The sequence below is a fragment of the Polystyrenella longa genome (genome assembly GCF_007750395.1).
Lineage (GTDB): Bacteria > Planctomycetota > Planctomycetia > Planctomycetales > Planctomycetaceae > Polystyrenella > Polystyrenella longa.
Genome location: NZ_CP036281.1, coordinates 4,524,016 through 4,544,808, shown reverse-complemented (window position 1 = coordinate 4,544,808; position 20,793 = coordinate 4,524,016). Strand labels below are relative to the sequence as shown.

18 protein-coding genes are annotated in these 20,793 nt (G+C 50.2%); 10 read left to right on the top strand and 8 right to left on the bottom strand.

Annotated features, from left to right (window positions below; all coding sequences use genetic code 11):
• Positions 1–7 precede the first annotated feature (7 nt).
• From rpsE to Pla110_RS16740, 9 genes are all read left to right on the top strand, one after another.
• Complete coding sequence (gene rpsE / locus Pla110_RS16780) at positions 8–496, top strand: 30S ribosomal protein S5 (RefSeq protein WP_144999742.1); 489 nt, start codon at positions 8–10, stop codon at positions 494–496.
• Positions 496–957, top strand: coding sequence for a 50S ribosomal protein L15 (gene rplO / locus Pla110_RS16775; protein WP_144997323.1), 462 nt, complete (start codon positions 496–498; stop codon positions 955–957). Before rpsE ends, rplO begins: the two co-directional genes overlap by 1 nt.
• Positions 958–1,046: 89 nt before the next feature.
• On the top strand, positions 1,047–2,423 hold the full coding sequence (secY, locus tag Pla110_RS16770; RefSeq protein ID WP_144997321.1) for a preprotein translocase subunit SecY: 1,377 nt from the start codon (positions 1,047–1,049) through the stop codon (positions 2,421–2,423).
• Between the two features lie 289 nt (positions 2,424–2,712).
• Complete coding sequence (gene rpmJ / locus Pla110_RS16765; protein WP_144997319.1) at positions 2,713–2,829, top strand: 50S ribosomal protein L36; 117 nt, start codon at positions 2,713–2,715, stop codon at positions 2,827–2,829.
• A gap of 149 nt (positions 2,830–2,978) precedes the next feature.
• Positions 2,979–3,365, top strand: a complete 387-nt coding sequence (gene rpsM / locus Pla110_RS16760; RefSeq protein ID WP_144997316.1) for a 30S ribosomal protein S13 — start codon at positions 2,979–2,981, stop codon at positions 3,363–3,365.
• 120 nt (positions 3,366–3,485) lie between these two features.
• Positions 3,486–3,866 carry a 30S ribosomal protein S11 gene (gene rpsK, locus Pla110_RS16755; protein WP_144997314.1) on the top strand — a complete coding sequence of 127 codons (381 nt, stop codon included), beginning with the start codon at positions 3,486–3,488 and terminating at the stop codon, positions 3,864–3,866.
• 97 nt (positions 3,867–3,963) lie between these two features.
• Positions 3,964–4,989 (top strand): DNA-directed RNA polymerase subunit alpha, encoded by a 1,026-nt coding sequence (locus Pla110_RS16750; RefSeq protein ID WP_144997312.1) that lies wholly within the window; start codon positions 3,964–3,966, stop codon positions 4,987–4,989.
• Positions 4,990–5,111: 122 nt separating this feature from the next.
• Positions 5,112–5,756: a bL17 family ribosomal protein gene (locus Pla110_RS16745; RefSeq protein WP_144997310.1), complete on the top strand. Its 645-nt coding sequence runs from the start codon at positions 5,112–5,114 to the stop codon at positions 5,754–5,756.
• A 241-nt stretch (positions 5,757–5,997) separates the two neighbouring features.
• On the top strand, positions 5,998–6,594 hold the full coding sequence (locus tag Pla110_RS16740) for a putative metallopeptidase (RefSeq protein ID WP_144997308.1): 597 nt from the start codon (positions 5,998–6,000) through the stop codon (positions 6,592–6,594).
• A gap of 31 nt (positions 6,595–6,625) precedes the next feature.
• On the opposite strand, the gene Pla110_RS16735 is transcribed toward Pla110_RS16740, so the two are convergent.
• The 7 genes from Pla110_RS16735 to panB form a co-directional block, all read right to left on the bottom strand.
• On the bottom strand, positions 6,626–7,780 hold the full coding sequence (locus Pla110_RS16735; RefSeq protein WP_144997306.1) for an aminotransferase class V-fold PLP-dependent enzyme: 1,155 nt from the start codon (positions 7,778–7,780) through the stop codon (positions 6,626–6,628).
• Positions 7,781–7,846: 66 nt separating this feature from the next.
• Entirely contained in the window at positions 7,847–8,845 is a 999-nt protein-coding gene (moaA, locus tag Pla110_RS16730; protein ID WP_144997304.1) for a GTP 3',8-cyclase MoaA, read from the bottom strand.
• Between the two features lie 57 nt (positions 8,846–8,902).
• Positions 8,903–9,316 carry a molybdenum cofactor biosynthesis protein MoaE gene (locus tag Pla110_RS16725; RefSeq protein WP_144997302.1) on the bottom strand — a complete coding sequence of 138 codons (414 nt, stop codon included), beginning with the start codon at positions 9,314–9,316 and terminating at the stop codon, positions 8,903–8,905.
• A 138-nt stretch (positions 9,317–9,454) separates the two neighbouring features.
• On the bottom strand, positions 9,455–9,703 hold the full coding sequence (locus Pla110_RS16720) for a MoaD/ThiS family protein (protein WP_144997300.1): 249 nt from the start codon (positions 9,701–9,703) through the stop codon (positions 9,455–9,457).
• Positions 9,700–12,690 (bottom strand): anaerobic glycerol-3-phosphate dehydrogenase subunit C, encoded by a 2,991-nt coding sequence (locus tag Pla110_RS16715; RefSeq protein ID WP_144997298.1) that lies wholly within the window; start codon positions 12,688–12,690, stop codon positions 9,700–9,702. The genes Pla110_RS16720 and Pla110_RS16715 overlap by 4 nt, the downstream gene beginning before the upstream one ends.
• Before the next feature lie 310 nt (positions 12,691–13,000).
• Positions 13,001–13,636, bottom strand: a complete 636-nt coding sequence (gene folE / locus Pla110_RS16710) for a GTP cyclohydrolase I FolE (protein ID WP_144997296.1) — start codon at positions 13,634–13,636, stop codon at positions 13,001–13,003.
• A 252-nt stretch (positions 13,637–13,888) separates the two neighbouring features.
• Positions 13,889–14,710 carry a 3-methyl-2-oxobutanoate hydroxymethyltransferase gene (gene panB, locus Pla110_RS16705; protein ID WP_144997294.1) on the bottom strand — a complete coding sequence of 274 codons (822 nt, stop codon included), beginning with the start codon at positions 14,708–14,710 and terminating at the stop codon, positions 13,889–13,891.
• A 269-nt stretch (positions 14,711–14,979) separates the two neighbouring features.
• Here panB and Pla110_RS16700 point away from each other — a divergent pair, with 269 nt between their 5' ends.
• Positions 14,980–15,933, top strand: coding sequence for an SMP-30/gluconolactonase/LRE family protein (locus Pla110_RS16700; RefSeq protein ID WP_144997292.1), 954 nt, complete (start codon positions 14,980–14,982; stop codon positions 15,931–15,933).
• Positions 15,934–16,105: 172 nt separating this feature from the next.
• On the opposite strand, the gene Pla110_RS22695 is transcribed toward Pla110_RS16700, so the two are convergent.
• Positions 16,106–20,674, bottom strand: coding sequence for a hypothetical protein (locus Pla110_RS22695; protein ID WP_231742535.1), 4,569 nt, complete (start codon positions 20,672–20,674; stop codon positions 16,106–16,108).
• Positions 20,675–20,793 lie beyond the last annotated feature (119 nt).

The window sequence follows — 20,793 nt, the reverse complement described above, 5'->3', positions numbered from 1 at the left end:
CCTGGAGATGAGTCGAGTGGCTACTGAAAGTAAAACCGAATCCAAAGAACAAGTCGTTCAGATTCGACGCTGTGCCTGTGTTGTTAAAGGTGGTCGTCGTTTCAGTTTTGCGGCTCTGGTTGTTGTGGGTGACGGGAACGGCAAAGTAGGTTGGGGCTACGGTAAAGCAACTGAAGTCCCACTCGCTGTTGACAAAGCTGTTAAGCAGGGAAATAAATCTCTGGAAGCAGTTCCAATTATCAACTCAACAATTCCTCATCGCGTGATCGGTCGTTATCGAGCATCCGAAGTACTTCTGATGCCCGCCAAGCCTGGTACAGGTATCATTGCAGGTGCCTGTGTTCGAGCAGTGGTTGAATCCGTGGGAATCAGTAATATTCTAACCAAAAGTTTCGGTTCAACTAACCCGTTGAATTTGGTTAAAGCGACATTTGACGCGCTGCGACAGCTCCGCACACGTGAAGATATTCAACGTCTGAGAGGAGTTGAACTGTAATGATTATTGATGACGTCCATCGCGGAATTAAGAAAAACAAAACACGTAAACGGATTGGCCGTGGTCCAGGTTCTGGTCATGGAAAAACTTCCGGTCGTGGTCACAACGGGTATTACAGCCGTTCAGGTTCATCTCGTCGTACTGGATTCGAAGGGGGGCAGACTCCTCTATTCCAGCGTATCGCCAAACGTGGTTTTAATAACAAACGATTTGCGACGACGGTTGGTGTAGTGAATCTCTCTCGTCTTGAAGATTGCTTCAATGACGGTGATGAAGTCACTCCTGATATTCTTAAGGCTAAAAACCTGATTAATAATAAGTTCGAGGAAGTGAAAATCCTTGGAACAGGTGAGCTTACGAAGAAACTATCGGTGAAAGCCCATCGTTTCTCTAAGACTGCTCTAGAGCAGATCACTGCTAAAGGCGGGACCGCCGAAGTGATTGAATCACTAGACTCCTAGTAACCCCGCATCTTACCTCTGTGCCATCTGTTCTCAGTTTTAATTCAGAATCAGTGTTCCTGGATCATATCTGACAAAGGGATTTGAATATGTTTTCCAAATTGACCTTGTTATTCAGGATTCCGGAACTACGCAGGAAGATCATGTTGACACTCGGCTTATTGCTGGTGTATCGGCTTGGTTCCTGGATTCCGCTTCCAATTGTCAGCCAGGAATTACTCAGGCAGAACATAGAGAACATGGCTGGAGACACGGGTGGTCTCGGTCAAATGATGCAGATTGTTTCCATGTTCTCGGGTTCAAACCTTGAACAGGCAACAATCTTCGGCCTTGGCATTATGCCTTACATCTCTGCCTCTATTATTTTTCAGCTCCTTACGAGTGTTTATCCACCGTTGGAACAGTTGAAAAAAGAGGGCGAGTCTGGTCAGCGCAAAATTAATGAATACACAAGATACGCGACGATTCCGATCTGTCTCGTTCAAAGTTATATGTGGATCAACTGGCTCAGGAGCGGTATGGGATCAGGAATGTCTTTGATCCAAACTGGTTATGATGAACCGTTCTTTATCTTTGCCTGCGTACTCACCATGACTGTTGGAACATTGTTCCTGATGTGGGTTGGAGAGCAAATTGACGCTTATGGTATTGGTAACGGAATCAGTCTGTTAATCATGGCTGGAATTCTGGCTCGTATGCCAATTGAAGCTTGGGGTTTGATCAGTAAAGGTGTTAATGAAGGTGTTCAACTGGGAGCGGGCAAGGGGCTCGATGTCGGTGAACTTCTCATACTTGCGGTAATATTTGTGACAGTGGTTGTTGGTGTTATTGCCATCACGCAAGGTCAACGAAGAATTCCGATACAGTCGGCTAAACACGTTCGAGGTAATCGAGTGATGGGTGGCCAGCGACAGTCACTACCACTTCGAGTTAATCAGGCCGGCGTAATGCCGATCATTTTTGCTTCCAGCATGTTGCTATTCCCAACAATGATGTTCAGCTGGTTGGGCTCAATTTGGCCTGAGAGCAGCATGGTTGCGATGTTGACTAACGTCTTTTCGAATAGCCGAAGCGGATATATTTACAACGTTCTCTATATCTTTCTTGTCTACTTCTTCTGTTACTTCTGGACGGCGATTATGTTCAACCCGAAAGAGATTTCAGAGAACCTACAGAATTACGGTAGCTTCATTCCAGGTTACCGCCCAGGTAATCGGACAGCAGCTTATCTTGAGCAAGTAATGATTCGCATCACCTATGTTGGTGCGGCCTTCCTATCCGTTATTGCCATCTTCCCAACATTGATTATGAACTTGTTTGCTGACCTCCCTGTGGGAATTGCAATGTTCTATGGGGGAACAGGACTTCTGATTGTTGTTTCTGTTGCTCTTGATCTTGTACAAAAAATTGACAGCCACCTCGTTATGCACAACTACTCAGGTCTGCTGGAAGCAGACGACAGGTAGTGAGGGAGGCTACGATCAGGAATGTAGTTATGATCAGTAATCGACCAATTGGGACCATTATTGACAAAAGCTACCTTTCTCGGTCTTACATAAACTGTTGATTCACCAGTTTTTAGCCAAGGCAGGCTTGTGAATTATACAAAATAAGGCCTATAATGCTTCGCTTCCGGTCTTGACTTTGCGCAAGAACTCTCCGGATGACATTTTAGGATTTCAGTTCATCAAACAGTGACGTTGGTGAAAACTTGCCCTAGTGTGAGTCTTTCATCTACATATTCAGGGTGACATTATGAAAGTTCGCGCCAGCGTGAAACGAATCTGCGAACATTGCAAAGTAGTGCGTCGTAAAGGGAAAATTTATGTGATCTGTTCTTCTAATCCGCGTCATAAACAACGCCAGGGTTAAAGAAATTTCGAATCGTCCACTGAGTCGGTTCCAATGAACGGATTACCGGACTGGATTAACACTATCAGCGGTAAACATTGATTATTCCAATTGCACTCGCTTAATAACGCCTCAGATTTCAAGCACACAACACTTAAGAGAGATTCAAGATGCCACGTATCCTCGGTGTCGATACTCCCAATAATAAAAAAACATACATCTCCCTGTCCTACCTGTATGGTATCGGTCAGTTTAAGGCAATTCAGATTTGCGAAACGCTGGGACTTGATCCGCATCGCAAGGCGGTTGAATTGTCGGAAGATGAGATCGCTCGATTGAACGATCACCTTGACAAAGAACAGACTGTTGAAGGTCAGCTTCGACGTCAGCATCAGGAAGACGTTTCCCGACTGAAGAGTATCGCCTGCTACCGTGGTGTCAGACACCGTCGTGGTATGCCGGTTCGTGGTCAGAATACACAAACGAATGCCCGTACTCGCAAAGGTATCAAAAAGACCGTTGCAGGTAAAAAGGGTGTGAAAGACATGAAACATTAGAGACGAATCGATCGTTCTCTGTGGTTTGCTGAATCAGTCTTTCGTAAAGAAATCGTTATTCCATCATTCATTACAAGTTTCTGTTGAACCAGAAAAACGAAAACACTTAGGGGTGCAGGGTTGGCCGTTCAGAAGAAAAAGAAAGTCCGACGTCACGTTACTAAAGCGATTGCCCATATCAAGGCAACGTTCAATAACACGATTGTCACGATCACCGATACCAACGGCGAAGTTATTTGCTGGGCATCGGCCGGTACTGTTGGTTTTAAAGGAAGTCGTAAGAGCACGCCATTTGCGGCTCAAAAGGCTGCTGAAATCTGTTCGGAACGCGCTGCAAAATGTGGTGTTCGCGAAATGGAAATTCGGGTCAAAGGACCTGGTTCTGGACGCGAAAGTGCGATCACTGGATTGCAGGGAAATGGCATCAATATCAAAGTGATTGAAGATGTAACTCCGCTACCTCATAATGGTTGCCGTCCTCCGAAGAAACGTCGCGTCTGATTTCTGGCGAATGCCGCCTTGTTGGTCGACTCGATCTATAGAGTCTTCCACCCTAACGACCTGAACCCTACTTTATCAGAATACCGGAGAATCGCAGATGCGTATTCGTTGGCGCGGACTGGAGTTGCCGAATCGTGTTCAATTGGATCGGGAAAGTGCTTCCACAACTTATGGAAGCTTTTCGATCGAACCGTTCGAACGTGGTTATGGTGTCACTATTGGAAACAGCTTGCGTCGGATTCTACTTTCCAGTCTGGAAGGCAGTGCCGTTACGCGTGTTAAGATTCAGGGTGTTCAGCATGAGTTTTCTACCATTCCTGGTGTGGTTGAGGACGTCACTGAAATTTGCCTGAACCTCAAATCCTTAATCGTAAAAAGCTACAATCCAGTCAGTACGGTGGTGCGGATTGAAAAGCATGAACGAGGTGTGGTTACGGGTGCTGATGTCATCACCAACAATCAGATCGAAATCATTAATAAAGACCTTGTCATCGCTACGATGACTGACGATGTTCCGTTGTCGATGGAACTGACGATCGATAGTGGTCGAGGTTATATTCCAGCATCTGAACGTTCTTTGATGGAGAATGAATCAGGAGTCATTCTGCTGGACGCAATTTACTCACCCGTGACTCGAGTTCGATACAAAACGGTCGATACACGAGTGGGGCAGCGAACCAACTATGACAAACTGACAATGGAAATCTGGACGGACGGAACAATTTCTCCGGAGATGTCTTTGGTTGAAGCCGCTAAAATTATGCGGAAACACCTCAACCCGTTTATCTCTTATCGAGAACCAGGTCCAGAACTTCCTCCAGAAAGTAGTCTCAAAGGCATGCAGGAAGCAACTGGTTACGCTCCTGTTGATGTTGAGATGGAAGCTAAGCTGAATCAATCATTGGCGGAATTGAATCTTTCTGTTCGGGCAACAAACTGCCTTGAATCAGAGGGAATTAACACCGTTCGTGATCTGGTTACTAAAACGGAAGATCAATTGTTACAGGTTCGCAACTTTGGTGAAACAACACTTCACGAAGTTCGTGCCCGCCTTGATCAGATTAACCTGCGTTTGGGAATGCGAATCCCGCAGGGATCGATGAATCCTCCTCCTCGTCAATAAATAGTTGAGGTTCAGTATTTACTGAGCTTCTCTTGGTTGTCGTTGAGTTAAAAAATAATTGCTATGATCACGGTTCATTTGAGTCGTTTCATCACTACATTTGAAAAGAATAGTCCAGTACCATGCGTCACCGTTTCCGTGGCCGTAAATTAGGTCGTAACGCCCCGCACCGTAAGGCAATGTTCAGCAACATGGCTAATAGCCTGATTTGCTCATTGCGTGTTGATGAAGATGCCGAAAACACTCCTAAGGTTCAGGGACGTATCATTACGACCGTTCCCAAAGCCAAAGAGCTGCGTCCAATCATTGAAAAACTGATTACTCTGGCTAAAAAAGCCCAGGTACATGAACGCAATGCGGCTCAGTATGCAACGACTGCTGAGCGGAATACGGATGAATGGAAAACATGGCGTAACTCTGAACAGTGGCAGAAATGGGCTCAGGCAATTGCTCCTTCTGTGACTCTTCGACGCCGTGCTTTTGCCCGACTTCGCGATAATCTCGCCGTTGATATTCTCTTCAATGAGTTGGCCGAACGATTCGCTGATCGACAGGGTGGCTACACTCGTGTTGTCCGACTTGCTGAAGTTCGATTAGGTGATTCTGGTGCTCAGGCATTGATCGAGTTCGTTGGCGAAAACGATCGTGTCAAATCGAAGCGACAAGCACCAGTTGTAGAAGAAGAAACAACTCCGGAACCAAAAGCAACCAAAGAAAAAGCAGCTCCTGAAGCTTCATCTGAAGCTGATGAGAAAACAGAAGAGTAAGTCGAACGTCTGAAAATCTAATGATCATATAAAACACCTGCAAACATGTTTGCAGGTGTTTTTTTAGGTATTTACTTCTGGCCCGAATTCGAAACGATTCATTCCTCTGGTCCTATAATTGCATAGTGGCTATTCTTAAGCGGGTTTTAATGGATGTGATGTGAAGATTGTTCCTCGGTTTGAACGAACATACTGACTTAGTTCTACTTGGCTTTGTTTCGAGAAAAGGAATCTCTCGAGCATGCAATATCATGAGCATGGATTTGATTTCACGGGCGCGATGCGTCGTCTTTGTGAAGATGTTTGCGAACGACTTGATGTCTTTCAGCATATCAACATGGATGAAATCGTCGTGACCTATGCGCAGGCCAGGCGGAAAGTGAGTTGGGGTCTTCAGGCGAAACTGACACCGCTCCGGTTTGAAGGAGGAACTCTCGAAACAAATCGAGAGGGACAACGGTGGAAAGCACAACGGCTTTTTCAGGGACGTCGCGAAATGCTCTACATGCTCACGTTCTATCTGCCTCGCTTTCAAGAGCAGACATTCTCTGAAAAGATGGTCACCGTCTTACACGAGTTGTACCATATCAGCCCGGAATTCAACGGGGACATTCGTCGGTTGCCCGGAAGATGTTATGTGCACTCGATGAGTGAAAAAGAGTACGATCTGCTGATGGCCAAGTATGTCAGAGCTTATCTGGCGATGAAGCCGCCGCGCGAGCTATTTGATTTTCTGCGATTCAAATTCAGTACGCTCGAACGAAAGTTTGGTCAGGTAGTGGGTTTGCAGGTCCCGATTCCGAAGATGTTACCGATCGACGAAGCTCGCAGCGCATAATCGTGTCACTCTTTAGGCCATTTCCTGTCCATCACGGTGAGGTGATTTCCCGGAATGCGGCCACGACTGTTTCGATGTCGTTGCTGGTCGTAAAGGGTCCGGGACTGAGTCTGAGAGTACCCCCTCGTTCGAATGATCCTATGACCTGATGGGCGCCAGGAGCACAGTGGTAACCCGAGCGTGTCTGAATCTCGAATGTCTCGTCTAGAACCACACTGAGATCCTGCGGGTCAAAATTCTCAAGGTTAAGACTGAGTACCCCTGTGCGAGCTGAGGGGCTATGAGGACCGTATACGGTCAGGCCCGGCAGTTCTAAGAGGCCGTCCTGTAGTTGCTGCATCAATTCCGTTTCGTGCTTTCGAATGTCTGCAATGGTGCGTTCTTTTAAAAACTCAAGTCCGGCTGTGAGTCCCAGTAAACCGGGCGCGTTGTGATTTCCTGATTCGTATTTCTCAGGACAAGCCGTCGGTTGGGTGGCCTCTTCGCTGTTGGTACCCGTTCCGCCGGTGCGTAAGCTGGTAACTTGCTCGGTGATCTCAGGATTGATGTAGAGCAGGCCAGTCCCAAGGGGCCCCAGGAGGCCTTTGTGGCCAGGGCAGGCCAGAAAATCGATCGGTAAGCTAGCGATATCGATAGGAACCTGTCCTGCGGTTTGGGCCGCATCGAGCAGGAACAACGCCCCTCGTTCCTTCGTCAGAGAACACGCTTCCTCGACGGGTTGAAGTGTGCCAGTCACATTGGAGGCGTGGATTAAGGCCACGAGGCGTGTATTAGGACGGAAGGCTGCCTTGAGTTTTTCGATCTGAATGAGGCCTGTCTCGTCTGCGGACAACCAGCTGACTTCTACTCCCGAGTGTTCCTCCAGGTCTTTCACTGTCCGTAAAACCGAGTTGTGTTCCATAACGGACGTGATGACATGATCACCCGGACGGAGCACGCCCCGCAGTGCGAGGTTCAGACTGTCTGTTCCGTTGAAGGTAAAAATAATCTGTTTCTGATTAGGGATATTGAACAGCTGCGCCGCCAATTGTCGGCAACGTTCGATGCGACTATTCACTTCTCCGGCGGCTCGATGATGCCCTCTTCCAACGGCCACACCCAGAGCGCGATTGTAATGATTCATGGCGTCATAAACCGAATCCGGTTTGGGGAAACTGGTCGCGGCATTGTCGAAGTAAAGCGTCATCGTATTAGTAGCGTAGAGAACTTAAGGGAAAAGGAGAGATGATAATCGTGCGGGGCTCGTAAGACACTAGCCACCGATCGAGTGCATGGGACGATCGGGCTGAATGAAGCGGGCGGTGTTGATCTCGTGTCCCTCTTTTTTGTCGTGAATACTGCCTCGGACGGCCGCGAGAACTTCTTCTTCCGAGGCACCGGCCCGGAGTAATGATTTGATGTCGGTCTCTTCCAGACTGAAAAGACAGTTCCGCATTTTTCCATCAGCCGTGAGTCGGAACCGATTACAGTTCTGGCAGAAGGGGCGAGAGACAGATGAAATGAATCCGATTTTGCCAATGCCATCCGCGAATTGAAATTCCGTTGCGGGAGCCGTGGGGGCGTTATTCCCAGTTGGCTCCAGTGGCATTATCTCGGTGGACAGTTTCTCGATGATTTCGTGGGCAAACAACACCTTTTCCCGTTCCCACGCGTTTTCGGCATCGAGTGGCATGAATTCGATAAAGCGAATTTCGAGCCCGGTTTTTCGAGCGAATTCTCCGAAGGGGACAATCTCCTCCTCGGTGACGCCCCGGACAGAGACTGCATTGATTTTGATAGGGTCAAAGCCCGCGTCCTGGGCAGCCTGAATTCCTTCGAGAGTTTTTTCATAACCTTCGCGGCGGGTGATCTGTTTAAATTTCTCAGGTGAGAGGGCATCCAGGCTAATGTTAACTCGGCTCAGGCCCGCTTCTTTTAACAGGTGAGCCTGTTCGGGTAGCAGCATTGCGTTGGTGGTGATGCCGATGTCTATTAGTTCCGGAATTTTATGCAACTCGGCAATGAGCAAATGCAGATCTTTGCGTACGAGTGGTTCGCCCCCGGTGATGCGGATTTTGTTAACGCCTACTTTCACGACCATCCGAACGAACTGCTCGATCTCTTCGAATGTCAACAGATGTTTGCGATCCATGAACTGAACGTTGTCAGCCGGCATGCAATAGAAACACCGGAGGTTACAGCGGTCGGTCACGCTGATCCGGAGGTTGTTATGTTGGCGACCAAAGGTGTCGGTCAAAAGATTGAGTGGCATGAAGGTGTTCTGCAATCAGTTGAGTTGATACGTAATAGTGAAATCGCCGTCCATGGTTCAGGTAGGGTGGACCCATTCCGTCGTTCCGTCGCTCCAGTTTTCCTTCTTCCAAACAGGAACGCGAACTTTCAGTTCATCAATCAGATATTGACCGGCCTCAAATGCATCGCGCCGGTGTGGCGTACTAACGGCGACCGCCACGCTGATTTCTCCCAGTTCGAGATGCCCCAGCCGATGAACGATAGCAACATTCACGATCGGCCATTTGTCGATCGCTTCCTGAGCCAGGTCCTGCATTTGCGCCTGTGCCATCTCTGGGTAAGCATCGTAATCGAGAGCGACAGTTTGGCGTCCGGACGTCATCTCCCGAACAGTACCCAGAAATAAAACAACAGCTCCGGCATCCTTGGAGGAGACGTAAGCGTAAACGTCTTCCGTTTGGATGACATCGTTAGTTAGTTCGATGTGCATTGGCGTATGTTCAGTGCTGTGAAAAGAAGGCAACGAATGAATTATATCAGGGCGAGTCCCTGAATTCTCCTGAATCTTCCATAGGGTAGGGAATCGCAGCGATTTACTCGAATCGAGTGCAGAGGAATTCCGGTGGAGCTAGCCACCGCTAACGGGAGGGAAACAGACGAGTTGATCGCCGTCGGTGATGATACTCTCTGGAGGAAGGTAGTCCGTCCCCGCGGCGAATAGAAGATGAGGGGCGAGTGCCGACATTGCTGGAAACTTCTCTGTGAGGGCAGAGCGAAGTTCGTGGAGATTGATTTGCTCCTGTTCGAAATCAAGTTCGATCGTTTTCGCTCCGGCTAACTCCTGCGCGGCGGCAAATAGAGTGAGGTGGACTTTCATGATACGATGAGTCTCTGATTATTGGGACGGAGTTTCGCTTCGACTTCAGGGAGCAGTCCATAAGCGAGGGCTAGAATTTTCAGAGGGTGTAACGTCGGCATCGTCGTTCCCTGTTCCATCTGCATTTTACAACTGGCACATTCGGTGGTGCCGAAATCGAAATCGGGATTTTGCATCCGTTCGATGAGCCGGTGGCCGATTTCCAGCGATTGATCGAAGGTATCCCGGGCCATCCCGAAAGTCCCCGCCATTCCGGAACATCCTTCCTCAATAGGAATCATTTCCAGTTCAGGTATCAACTCCAACAGCCGCATCAGGGGAGTTCCTTTGCCGAGGGCTTTGAGATGGCAGGGTGTGTGGTAACCGAGGCGGTGGGGGAGCGGTTTGAAATCAGTTTTCAATTTTCCCTGAAGATGCAGTTCTTCCAGGAATGCGCCAGCTTCAATAACCTGGTCAGCGACGATTTGAACATCAGGATGATCGACCAGGCGAGGGTATTCCTGTTTAAGTGCGATGGCGGACGCCGGCTCTGTACAAACAATTCGATAATCTTCACGTGCGAGTTCGACCAATTCCCGAATGTTGGTGGTAGCGACATCGCGAGCAGCGACAAAGTCGCCTGCGGAGATCATGGCCATACCGGAACTGGCCTGGTGGGGTGGGATGTGAATTTGGATATCGTGATGTTCCAGGATTGCGATAAACGCTCGTGCCAGTTGATGGTCGTGATGATTCGCGTAGTCCCCCATGAAATAAACTACGGGAACATTGTTTCCTGAGCGGGGCGGCAATTTACGATACGCGCGACCGGGGCCTTTCACAAAAGTTCTACGGGCGAAATACGGAAGTTTGCGGTAACGGGAAATGCCCACGATCTTTTCGATGAACCAGCGAGAAAGACGGTTCCCAATCAATCGATTCGCCAAGAAAAATGTGGAGCAACCGAGGCTGCCGAAGGAATGGGCGCGGGATAGAACCCAGTCAGGTTGTTTCAGCCCGTGCGTTGCCACGTAATTCGCTTTGAGTTCCAGCACCATGTAGGGAATGTCCACATTTGAAGGACATTCCAGTTGGCACTGTTTGCAGTTGAAGCAGGAGTCGGTGACCTCTCGGATTTCTTCTTCCGACCAGCGGTGGGCCAATTCCCGGCGAGTAAGGAAAGTTCGCAGTAGATTGGCTTTGGCGCGAGGGCTGTTTTCTTCGGTGTTTTCCCGTTTGTTAAATGGACACATTCGCAAGTCGACTGCGGTCGATTTGCAGCTACCGCAACCGTTGCACGCAGAGGTTTCGTTGAAGAGTTCCTGAGGAGTCCATTCCACTTGCAGTTTGACGTATTGAGGTTCGGGAGGTAACGAAGGTCGAAGATAGCGTGTGGTCAAGTGCGGATCGTCACTGATGATCTTACCCGGGTTCATCAGATTGTGTGGATCAAACAAATCCTTTACCTGCTGGAAGACGCGGTAAAGATCTCCGTACTGGGAGCGGATGAAAGCAGTACGAGAGAGCCCGTCGCCATGTTCTCCGCTGATTGTTCCCTCATAGCGAAAGACGATTTGGTATAAATCGCGTGCAATTGCTTCCAGCTTGTGGCCCGTTTGTTGAGTCGGTGTGGGAAGAAATGGGCGAAAGTGAACCTGGCCGGACGCGGCATGTGTATACAGGGACGCCGTGACCTGATGCTTCTGGAATACTTTCTGAGCATCGCTCAGGAAATCGCCCAGCCGATCGGGGGAGACTGCGACATCTTCCACAAACGGGACGGGACGTTCGACTCCACCTAAACGGGAAAGATGCGGAACAACGCGACGTGGCAATGACCACAGGAACTCGACGTCTTCGCGGTCGTAGGATTCAGAAGCGAAGACCGCTTTAATCTGCAGGCTACGCACTTTTTGTAACATACTCTGCAGACGTCTTTTTACGTCGGCTTCGTTTAACCCGGTCACTTCTACCAACATTGCTGCTTCTGCGGCAGGCGTGATTAACTGGGCAAATTTATCGTCGGCTTCGCGAGCCAGAGAGATTAATCGACGGTCGAGCAAATCGCAGGCAGAAGGACGCAGTGGGGTGATTGCCTGCATTGCCTGGATCGCCGCTTGAGTTTGACCGAATAGAATCAGAGCGATGCCGCGGAACTCGGGAAGAGGAGTCGTATGCAATGTTGCGGCGGTGAACATTCCCAACGTTCCCTCAGAGCCGACCAGCAATCGGGGAAGATTGACTCGGCCTTCAAGAAGCACTTTTCGAACGATGTAGCCGCAAGTGTTTCTCAACATCGAAGGTTGTTTGGCGTAGATCAGCTCTTCATTGTCTTCGAGAAGTTTGGCGAGTTTACTGACTAGCGTTCGTTTGTAGTTCTGTTCGAGAACAGGATCCTCGGTTGATGTGATTCCATTCACCAGCGGTACATGGGACGTCTGAGGCGGAAGAGAAGTCAGAATTCGTAGCGACTCCAGCCCGGCTTCGAATCGATGACCTGTGCTGGTGACGAGTTCAATACTGTGGACATGGTCGCGGGTAGTACCGATATGAACGGAGCGGGAACCGGCGGAATTGACGCCCAGCATCCCTCCAATCGTAGTGACATCCGCATTCGCAGGATCAGGAGCAAAGTAACGTCCCGATTTGGCCAGTTCCTGGTTTAACCGTGCCCGGGTTATTCCAGGCTGGACACGTACCGTCTCTTCATCGATCCATTCGATCTGATTCATATAGCGGGAAAAATCGACGATGATTCCACTGCCGAGACAGCTACCTGTCGTTCCCGTTCCAGCGCCTCGCGGTGTCAGCGAATAATTCTTGGAATGGGCATACCGCGCCAGAGCGACAACGTCGTCACTATGTTTCGGGGCGACGATGGCCAGAGGGTCGATGGCGTACAGGCTCGCATCGGCACTGTAAATTGCTCGTGAACTGGCATCACAGCGGATGTCCCCTTCGATTAAGCTCGAAAGGTCTTCGTAGATACCACGACGTTCTTCGTCCACGGGGTCCTCAAAATGTTGGCCTGAAAATGTTGCGGAAACGGATATGCGAATATTACCGGCAGAACGGAAAAAGTTCCGCCATCGTCTGAAACCGATTGTTTGTTAATGAGGTGATACAGGGAGTGCCGATGCATTGTCGGCATTGGGTCGGCAGGAAGTGATTGTGAGCCATAACCGACTTCACTGGTGTTGTTGAATCCAGACGGAAGAAAACCGTCAGGATTCATTTCTTCATTGTACCATTCACTGGCAGGTGAGGGCCACTCTCATTCGGGCAGGTGAGATGCTCTGACGTTCATTCCGAAAAGAATTAGCGTGATGGATGTTGAATCAACGACATCGCTTCGGCCCGACTTGATTCATTCGATTTGAACAACCCGCGGACAGCGCTCGTAATCGTTGAACTTCCCGGTTTGCGAATACCTCGAATGGACATACAGGTGTGTTCGGCCTCGATGACAACGATCACTCCTTTGGGGTCGAGCTTTTCACTAAGCATATCGGCGATCTGATGCGTCATTCTTTCCTGGACCTGTGGACGTCGGGAGACCTCCTCAACAACGCGTGCCAGTTTGCTAAGTCCGACAATCTTCCCACGCGGCAGATAACCGACATGGGCGACCCCCAGGAAGGGAAGCAGATGGTGTTCGCAGGTACTATTAAAGGAGATATCCTTCACGAGCACCATTTCGTCGTATTCTTCCTGAAAGACTTTTTCCAGATGCCGTGCTGGATCGATGTGCAGACCGCTGAAGATCTCGGCGTACATCCGAGCGACACGCGCCGGAGTTTCCAGCAAACCTTCTCGATCAGGATCCTCACCGACAGATGCCAGAATCTCGCGGACCGCCTTCTCGATGCGAGGGAGATCGACGTTGGGAGCAGGATTTATTGCGGTATCACCATTGGTGGAGGTGAGAGGACGTTCGTCGTTCTTGGTGGTCATACAGAGAATCCGGAGGAGCAAAACGAGATGTTCGGGAAGCCTGAAAAGAGGCGTGGCAGTAATTAAAACGTGAAATTAACGCAGAATCAGTAGATTTTAGACCTCTTACTGGTAGGAATCAACGCGTCGAGTTGAGAAAGCAATTTCTCTTGCCAGGTTGGTGTACTGGTAGCCATGTGACAGTGAACTGGCAGGGCTTATAAGGAGCCATTTAATTTCAAGCAGCGGCGACTTCATTCGGAGATAAAAGTCTTACTCGTGGCTGTGGCTGGCGTCGGGATACTGTCCCGATTCGACCTCGTCGATGAAGCTACGTGTCCCGTCGATCGCGGCGTCACGTAAGTTCGCAAAATGTTTGAGAAAACGAGGCTGGAAACCGGGAGTCAGCCCGAGCATATCAGGACTGACGAGAACCTGCCCATCGCAGTGGGGCCCGGCTCCAATTCCAATCGTCGGAATGGAAATCGCATCTGTGACTTTCTGGGCGAGATCGGCGGGGATCAGTTCCAGTACGATTCCGAAGGCCCCGGCCTCCTCGGCGGCCTTAGCATCCGCGATCAGCTGAGCTTCATTTCGTTGAATTCGTCCCATCCCCCCCAGCAGTTGGTGCGACTGCGGTTTCATCCCCACGTGCGCCATGACGGCCAGCTCCGAGCGGGCCAGGGCTCGGATGGTTTCGGCCTGCGATTCACCCCCTTCGAGTTTGACTGCGGTCGCTCCCGTTTCTTTAAGGATCCGGCCCGCGTTTCGAATCGCTTCCTGAGGGGAGACTTCGTATGACATGAAGGGCATGTCGACGATGACGAGGGCGTTTTTGACTGCTCGAACGACCATTTCTCCATGATAGATGATTTGATCGAGTGTGACGGGGACGGTCGATTGTCTTCCTTGGACAACCATTCCCAGAGAATCACCGACTAGAATACTGTCGACACCTGCTTCGTCGAACAACTGAGCCCACAGATAATCGTAGGCCGTGACCATAGTGATTTTCTTTCCCTTTTCTTTTTGGGCCAGAAAACGGGGCAGAGTCATTTTTTTGCGGGGAGAACCGGCATTCGGGTTGGAAGTCATATCGAGGGTAAATTCCAAGTATCAATAAAGAGGGGGATATTCTTACGGATTATAAATGGCGAGGTGTGCGGCGGGTAGGGGCAGGACGTTAGTTAACTGGTCCGCCCGAAAAGGGCTGGGGCATTGGGGTATTTGAAGCAGGGGTGTTTGAAGTTTGATTCTGCCCGAGAGGATGGGTAGAGTGGAATGTCCCGTTTGTGGGTATTTCCGAGCACAGGCCATAAGCCAGCTCCTGATTTTTCATCTGCCGCACCTTGAAAGAGTCTCTCATGTCATTTTCGGTTCGATCTTTTCTGGTACTGTTTTCGCTGTCTCTCGGTTTTAGCAGCTGGAGTTTCGCCCAAGCTGCGGAATTACCGAAAGCATCCGATGTGAAAACGGTGAAGCTGTTCGAAGTGGATCGGTACTGCGAAGGGGTCGTGTTTGATCATAGTGGGCACGGGTATGTCTCCCATGGGGACAAAATCACCAAATTCAATATCAATGGAGAGCATGAAGTCTGGGCAAACCTGGGGGCTCCGAATGGTCACAAAGTGCTGGCGGACGGAACGCATCTGGTTTGTGACGCGAGTATGCACGCTGTGCTGCACTTGGATGCGAATGGAAAAGTCCTGGGGAATGCTTCCTCTGAATGTAACGGAACACCACTGCGTGGGCCGAATGATTTGTCACTCGATCCTGAAGGCGGATTTTACTTTACAGATCCCGGTGGATCGGATGACAAGAAGCTGATCGGGACGGTTCACTATGTCGATCCGGCCGGTAAGACTCATCTTATTGATGAAGGGCTTGCCTTTCCGAATGGAATTGTGCTGACACCCGATCGGAAAACTCTGTACGTCGGTGAAAGTAAGAAAAATCGTATTCTTAAATACGATGTTAAAAATGCGGGCGAAGTAGGCAAGCGTCAGGTTTTCGCAAAGCTGCCAACCAAGATGGGAGAGCAGATCGATAACCAGCCTGATGGAATCTGTCTCGATGCAGACGGAAACCTTTACGTCGCGCATTTCGGAATGAAGCAGGTACAGGTCTTGAATCCGTCCGGAGAAATTGTCGCCCGATATGCGGGGGGCAACATCACCACCAGCAATGTGGCATTCGGGGGTCCGGACTGGACGACGATATACATCACGGGAGGTTTGGGGGAACTCTCCGGTGGAGGAGGCTTGTTTAAGATCGACCTGGGCGTGAAAGGCCTGGTCATTTTACCTCCACAGGAATAGTCTCTATCGATGAGCCAGGTGCTCTAAGGTTATGACTCGAACTTATTTCAGCGCATAAAAAGACCGCCGCGATCAGCCCACTCGATCGCGACGGTTCGGACCCTGAATTGGGTTGGAGAACAAAGTCTCCCGGTGTTTACTTCAGGTTGTTTACTTCAGGAGGAAACGATTTCTACAGGGAGTCTTCTTCGACACCCAGCAGAGCTTCTTCTTCTTCCTGGATGATGATTCGAGGAGTCACCATCAGCATCAGGCTTTCAGTCTCACGACCAACACCCGTGTTCTTGAAGAGTCGACTGACATAAGGGATTTTATTCAAAATCGGAACCCCTGCCATGTTTCGACCTTCACGGAGTCGCTTGATACCACCGAGGACGACAGTACCACCATCCGGTACAGAGACAGTTGTGGTGACGAACAGTTGTTCGTAAACAGGCTGTTGTACTGAGACGGATAATCCGGCTCCCGCATCTCCACCAGTTCCCGTGGTTCCCGTGGTTCCCGTGGTTCCCGTGGTTCCTGTCTGGCCTGTCTGGCCTGTGGTTCCAGTCTGGCCCGTGGTTCCCGTGGTTCCTGCTATTCCTCCGATACCACCGGCTCCAATCCCGTTGTTACCGCTGATACCGCTGGTGCCACTGATACCGCCGACACCTGTATTTCCACCGATGTTACCACCGTTGACACCCGCAGTTCCGCCGACACCACCGCCTCCACCAACTCCACCTGCTCCAGTACCACCAGAGAGGAAGGCGAAAGTAAAGACGTCAGTCACGTTGGAGAATTGTGGAGTCACGGTCACACGGACATATCGTCGGTCCGCCGAGACGACTGGCAGAACCGTCAAAGTAACCCCTTCATCAAGTGTTGTAATGACCGGCTGAAAGCCGACAGCAAAGTTACCAACAACCGGTTGGAGCGAAGTCACGAATGGTCGTGAAACCGAGTCCGTAATGGTTGCTGAGATACCGTTATAAGTAGTTACTTTCGGAGCGAACAACAGGTTCGAACGCTCGTCTCCCTGAGCAGCCTGGATGAAGAAGAATGCTTCCAGGTCACTCAAGATGGCCATACCGACCTGAATACCTGCGGTCGGTTGGAAACCGCCGAAGTCAGGTACCCCGATGTCAAACGAACCCTGTTGGAACTGTACGTCCAAGTCGGAGGTGAATACTCCTGGTTGGGACAGACCCACGATCGTACCCGAGTTCGGCCAAGAATCGAGAGGGGGCGTGTTTAAGACGTTCTGGGGAGTAAATGGTGAGCCTCCTCCTCCTCCGGTTGTACCGGTTGTTCCAGTCGTGCCGGTTGTACCAGTCGTGCCGGTTGTACCAGTCGTGCCGGTTGTACCTGTGGTGCCACCAGTCGTACCAGTCGTGCCTGTAGTTCCTGTGGTACCCGTGGTACCCGTCGTTCCCGTGGTACCTGCAATTCCAGTACCTTGAGGAGAACCAAAGCCGGGATAGCCCGAATCGTCACCATCGACGTTGTCTTGAACATTGAGGTCAAAGTCGACACCGATACGTTCGAAGAACCGGTCACTGACAGTGATGAACCGTACTTCAATCGTAACCTGGAGGTCTTGCAGCGTTCTCAGCTGTTCGAGCAAGTCAGCGATTTCCGAGTGGACATCTTCTGTCTGACGAATAATCAAGGTCAATGTACTATCGTGATGGCTGATGGAAGCTTCTCCACCTGCTTCTTCCCAGGTGTCAGGCTCAACTGTAGAGATGAGAACCTGTCGAAGAGATTCGAAGTCGGCATGAGAAGGGCCACTGACTGATTGGGATTTTGCTCCCGCTCCGCCAAAACCATTTCCAGTAAATACGTTCGGGACGCTGGCCATGTTATTGCCACCCGACGAACCATTGACGCTGAAGTTATAGCTGTCGATGCCGTCGTTGACGCCTGCGAACGGGCTTTTTCCTAAGTTCGGGTTGTAGGCTTCCGGATTCAGCGGCATAACCAGATCAGCCACGTCGTAAGGTACCGACCGCATGTCCCCTTTTTGTTTTTCAATCGAAGTGATCTTGAGAACTTCGTGATCGATCATGTAGGCCAGGCCGAGTTGTTCCAGCATCAGTGACAGAGCACTTCGTAACTGAATACCATCTACTTTGATTGTGATCGGAGTCGACAATTCGACACCTGCATCGGTCATCGCTTTGGTATCGAGCCAGATGTTGATCGCGGTAATCTTTTCGATATGTTCGAAGACTTCCGAGATAGGAGCCTGTTCAAAGTTCAGTGAGATTCGGTCATGCAGACTTTCGTCAATCTGAATTTCCCGCATGGTGCGGTGACGTCCATCCGAACGCATATGTTTACGTCGCTCGGTCAGATCTTTCCACTCCTGAATTTCACCGTATTGGAAGGGAGAACCACTGTGTGGTACAGCCGCTTCTTCAACTTCCCATAGAGTTGCCACGAAGGCGTCTTCTTTGCGTTCTTTCAGGTCTTCAATATCGGAGTTGCGACGAGTGATGCGGGCTTTCCAGAACATGCTGACTCCAACCGGGTTGGCCGGGTCGAGAGCACGAACTTCTTTAGCCACACGTTCTGCGTCAGCGTAATGTCCCTGTTTCATCAACTTGTTGTAGTCTTCAACGAGAGAGCCGATTTCCTGTTCAATACGGACGGATGTATCGATCTCTGTTTTAATTGTTTCTTCTACATCCCTATTCCGTTTTTCCTGTTCCAGGATCGGAGCCATCCGTTTCTGGTACTGCTCCACCTGAACGCGGGAAGCAGTCAGCTGTTTGATCAACGGACTCGACATATTTTCTGCAAGTTGAGAACCTTCGACAGTCGACATGGCGCGGTCGATGATATCCAGAGCTTTCTCCGGGTCTTTCTCGGTCAGACGATCGGCACGGAAGGTTGCGTTCATCACTTCAGTTCGCAAGCGATCGAAGCGAACGACTTCTTCCTGTGCTGCCAGATCGAGAGGAGCTGGCTCGGCACTGAAGTCCTGAGTCGCTGTGGTCAGTTCGATTCCATTTCCTTTTCGCGGTGCAGTTGCCTGCAGCAGTTCAGAAAGGTTACGAGCACGGAAGGTATCGAGTTGATCGCCAGACTGATGAGCTTTGACGAAGGCCTTGTAGGCTTCGTCGCGTTGATTGCTTTGCATCAGTTTGACCCCATGGTCGAACCACTGGGTTGCTGTTAAACCATCAGGAACAACAGTGTTGATTTCCTGTGCGGCTGTTTCGATAGGTGCGAAGGGGTTAGTGCCTTCGTTGGCCGCAACTTCTTCGTATCCAATCTGCTGGATTTGAGAAATGGCGACTTCACCTTGAGCTGATCGTTCCATACCTGTGTCAGCGTTGTTCTGCTGATCTTGTTGTTTAGCCGTTTTCGATGCCAGGGCGTTTGCCATTTCGTCGAGTTGACCAAACTGGCTGGCGGAAAGAGAAGGTGCTCCTTCCTGTCCATTCAGCCGTGCCATACGACGATTGATTTCGAGCAGGACAGCATCGGGACGGTCATCGTTAATTTCATAAACAACATCCAGTCCTTCCGCTTCCAGTGCTTTCGCTTTGGCTTCGGTAAGGTTGTTGACAATCAGTAATTCGCGAGCGTCAGTCAGGAGTTTGCGTGCAGCCAGATATTTCGAGCTGTTTTGCAGTGCCTGGCTGTCTGCCGGATTTGGGTTGAAGGCGTTAAAGCCTTTGCTCGTTTCGAGTCGATTGATATCGCCCAGGAGCAGGTCCGGTCGGTCGTCGTATTTACTGAAGGAAACTTTGTATTGTTGAGCAGCAATTGCTTTCTCTCGTGCAACATCAAGCTTGCCAGCCTGAATAGCCAAGCGAGCTTCAAGAAGCAGTTCAACTACTTTCTTCTTAGTTTCAGTCACATCAGCATTAGCAGTGACTGCTGATTCGCTGGAGAGAGTCTTTCCACCCGAGAGTCGGTCCAGTTCGCGAATGATCGCTTGTGGGCTGTTTTCGAACAGGTTCCAGTCGGAATGAAGTTCGCTGGCTTGCAATGCTTTTTTTCGTGCTTGAGCGTAAAAGCCCGCTTTCAAGTCTGCTTCCGCATCGTTGAGGAGCGATTGAGCTTTCTCTTTCAAAGACGAGGTCGCATCAGCCGTGTCAGATTCATCTACCAGCTGGAAGGGGTTCTCTTCCTCTTCCGGTGACTGTCCGCGTACGGTTGTCTTGCCAGAGGCGAGGTCACTCAGGAAATCGACCGGTTTCTCCGCGATTGGTGAGAGCTCAACATTGTGCGATTCGACCAGATTCTGAGCTTCGGCAGCAAGTTGTTGGGCGTCTTTTCGTTCGCCCTGTTGCAATGCCAGCTTGGCTCGAGTCATCAGGTCATCAACTTTGATGGCTTCGACTGTTTTGGCAGCCTGAGCGGGAATTTGCATTTCCTCGCTGACCTGACTGCTCACTTTAGTTGAGGTCGGGTCGAGCTGACTCAGGAATTGTCGCGCTTCGTTACGCTCCTGCATGGTCAGTTCAGAGGCATTAGCGAGAGCGGCCCGGAAAGCCCGGACAGCCGCCGGTTGGCGACCTGCCCGCAGATGCTCTTTACCTAAAGTCAGGTATCGCGTTGCGGAAATGCTTTGCTTGGAATATTGCGATGCACTGACCTGTCCGCGGGCTTCTGATGCACGCACAGTTTCTACGGCATCGTTCGGATAGAGTAGCCATAAGGAGGCGGCCGCGACAGTTGCACAGGCGGTTGCTCCAATGACTCTGAACAACTTCAGATCCATCTTGGGTCCCTGAGAGCTCATTTTGGAGATCTTCCCTTAAAAATACTTAGAAATGCTGCCTTCACAATCATACAAGTGGACCTCATCGCGTCCGGAGTCAGCAGGTTCTTACGCAGAACTGTGCTGGCGACAGGATGAAG

Coding starts and splice junctions, on each gene's coding strand:
- rpsE (WP_144999742.1), top strand. CDS start 8: ATGAGTCGAGTGGCTACTGAAAGTAAAACCGAATCCAAAGAACAAGTC.
- secY (WP_144997321.1), top strand. CDS start 1,047: ATGTTTTCCAAATTGACCTTGTTATTCAGGATTCCGGAACTACGCAGG.
- rplO (WP_144997323.1), top strand. CDS start 496: ATGATTATTGATGACGTCCATCGCGGAATTAAGAAAAACAAAACACGT.
- Pla110_RS16740 (WP_144997308.1), top strand. CDS start 5,998: ATGCAATATCATGAGCATGGATTTGATTTCACGGGCGCGATGCGTCGT.
- Pla110_RS16750 (WP_144997312.1), top strand. CDS start 3,964: ATGCGTATTCGTTGGCGCGGACTGGAGTTGCCGAATCGTGTTCAATTG.
- rpmJ (WP_144997319.1), top strand. CDS start 2,713: ATGAAAGTTCGCGCCAGCGTGAAACGAATCTGCGAACATTGCAAAGTA.
- folE (WP_144997296.1), bottom strand. CDS start 13,636: ATGACCACCAAGAACGACGAACGTCCTCTCACCTCCACCAATGGTGAT.
- Pla110_RS16735 (WP_144997306.1), bottom strand. CDS start 7,780: ATGACGCTTTACTTCGACAATGCCGCGACCAGTTTCCCCAAACCGGAT.
- moaA (WP_144997304.1), bottom strand. CDS start 8,845: ATGCCACTCAATCTTTTGACCGACACCTTTGGTCGCCAACATAACAAC.
- Pla110_RS22695 (WP_231742535.1), bottom strand. CDS start 20,674: ATGAGCTCTCAGGGACCCAAGATGGATCTGAAGTTGTTCAGAGTCATT.
- Pla110_RS16745 (WP_144997310.1), top strand. CDS start 5,112: ATGCGTCACCGTTTCCGTGGCCGTAAATTAGGTCGTAACGCCCCGCAC.
- Pla110_RS16700 (WP_144997292.1), top strand. CDS start 14,980: ATGTCATTTTCGGTTCGATCTTTTCTGGTACTGTTTTCGCTGTCTCTC.
- rpsM (WP_144997316.1), top strand. CDS start 2,979: ATGCCACGTATCCTCGGTGTCGATACTCCCAATAATAAAAAAACATAC.
- Pla110_RS16725 (WP_144997302.1), bottom strand. CDS start 9,316: ATGCACATCGAACTAACTAACGATGTCATCCAAACGGAAGACGTTTAC.
- panB (WP_144997294.1), bottom strand. CDS start 14,710: ATGACTTCCAACCCGAATGCCGGTTCTCCCCGCAAAAAAATGACTCTG.
- Pla110_RS16720 (WP_144997300.1), bottom strand. CDS start 9,703: ATGAAAGTCCACCTCACTCTATTTGCCGCCGCGCAGGAGTTAGCCGGA.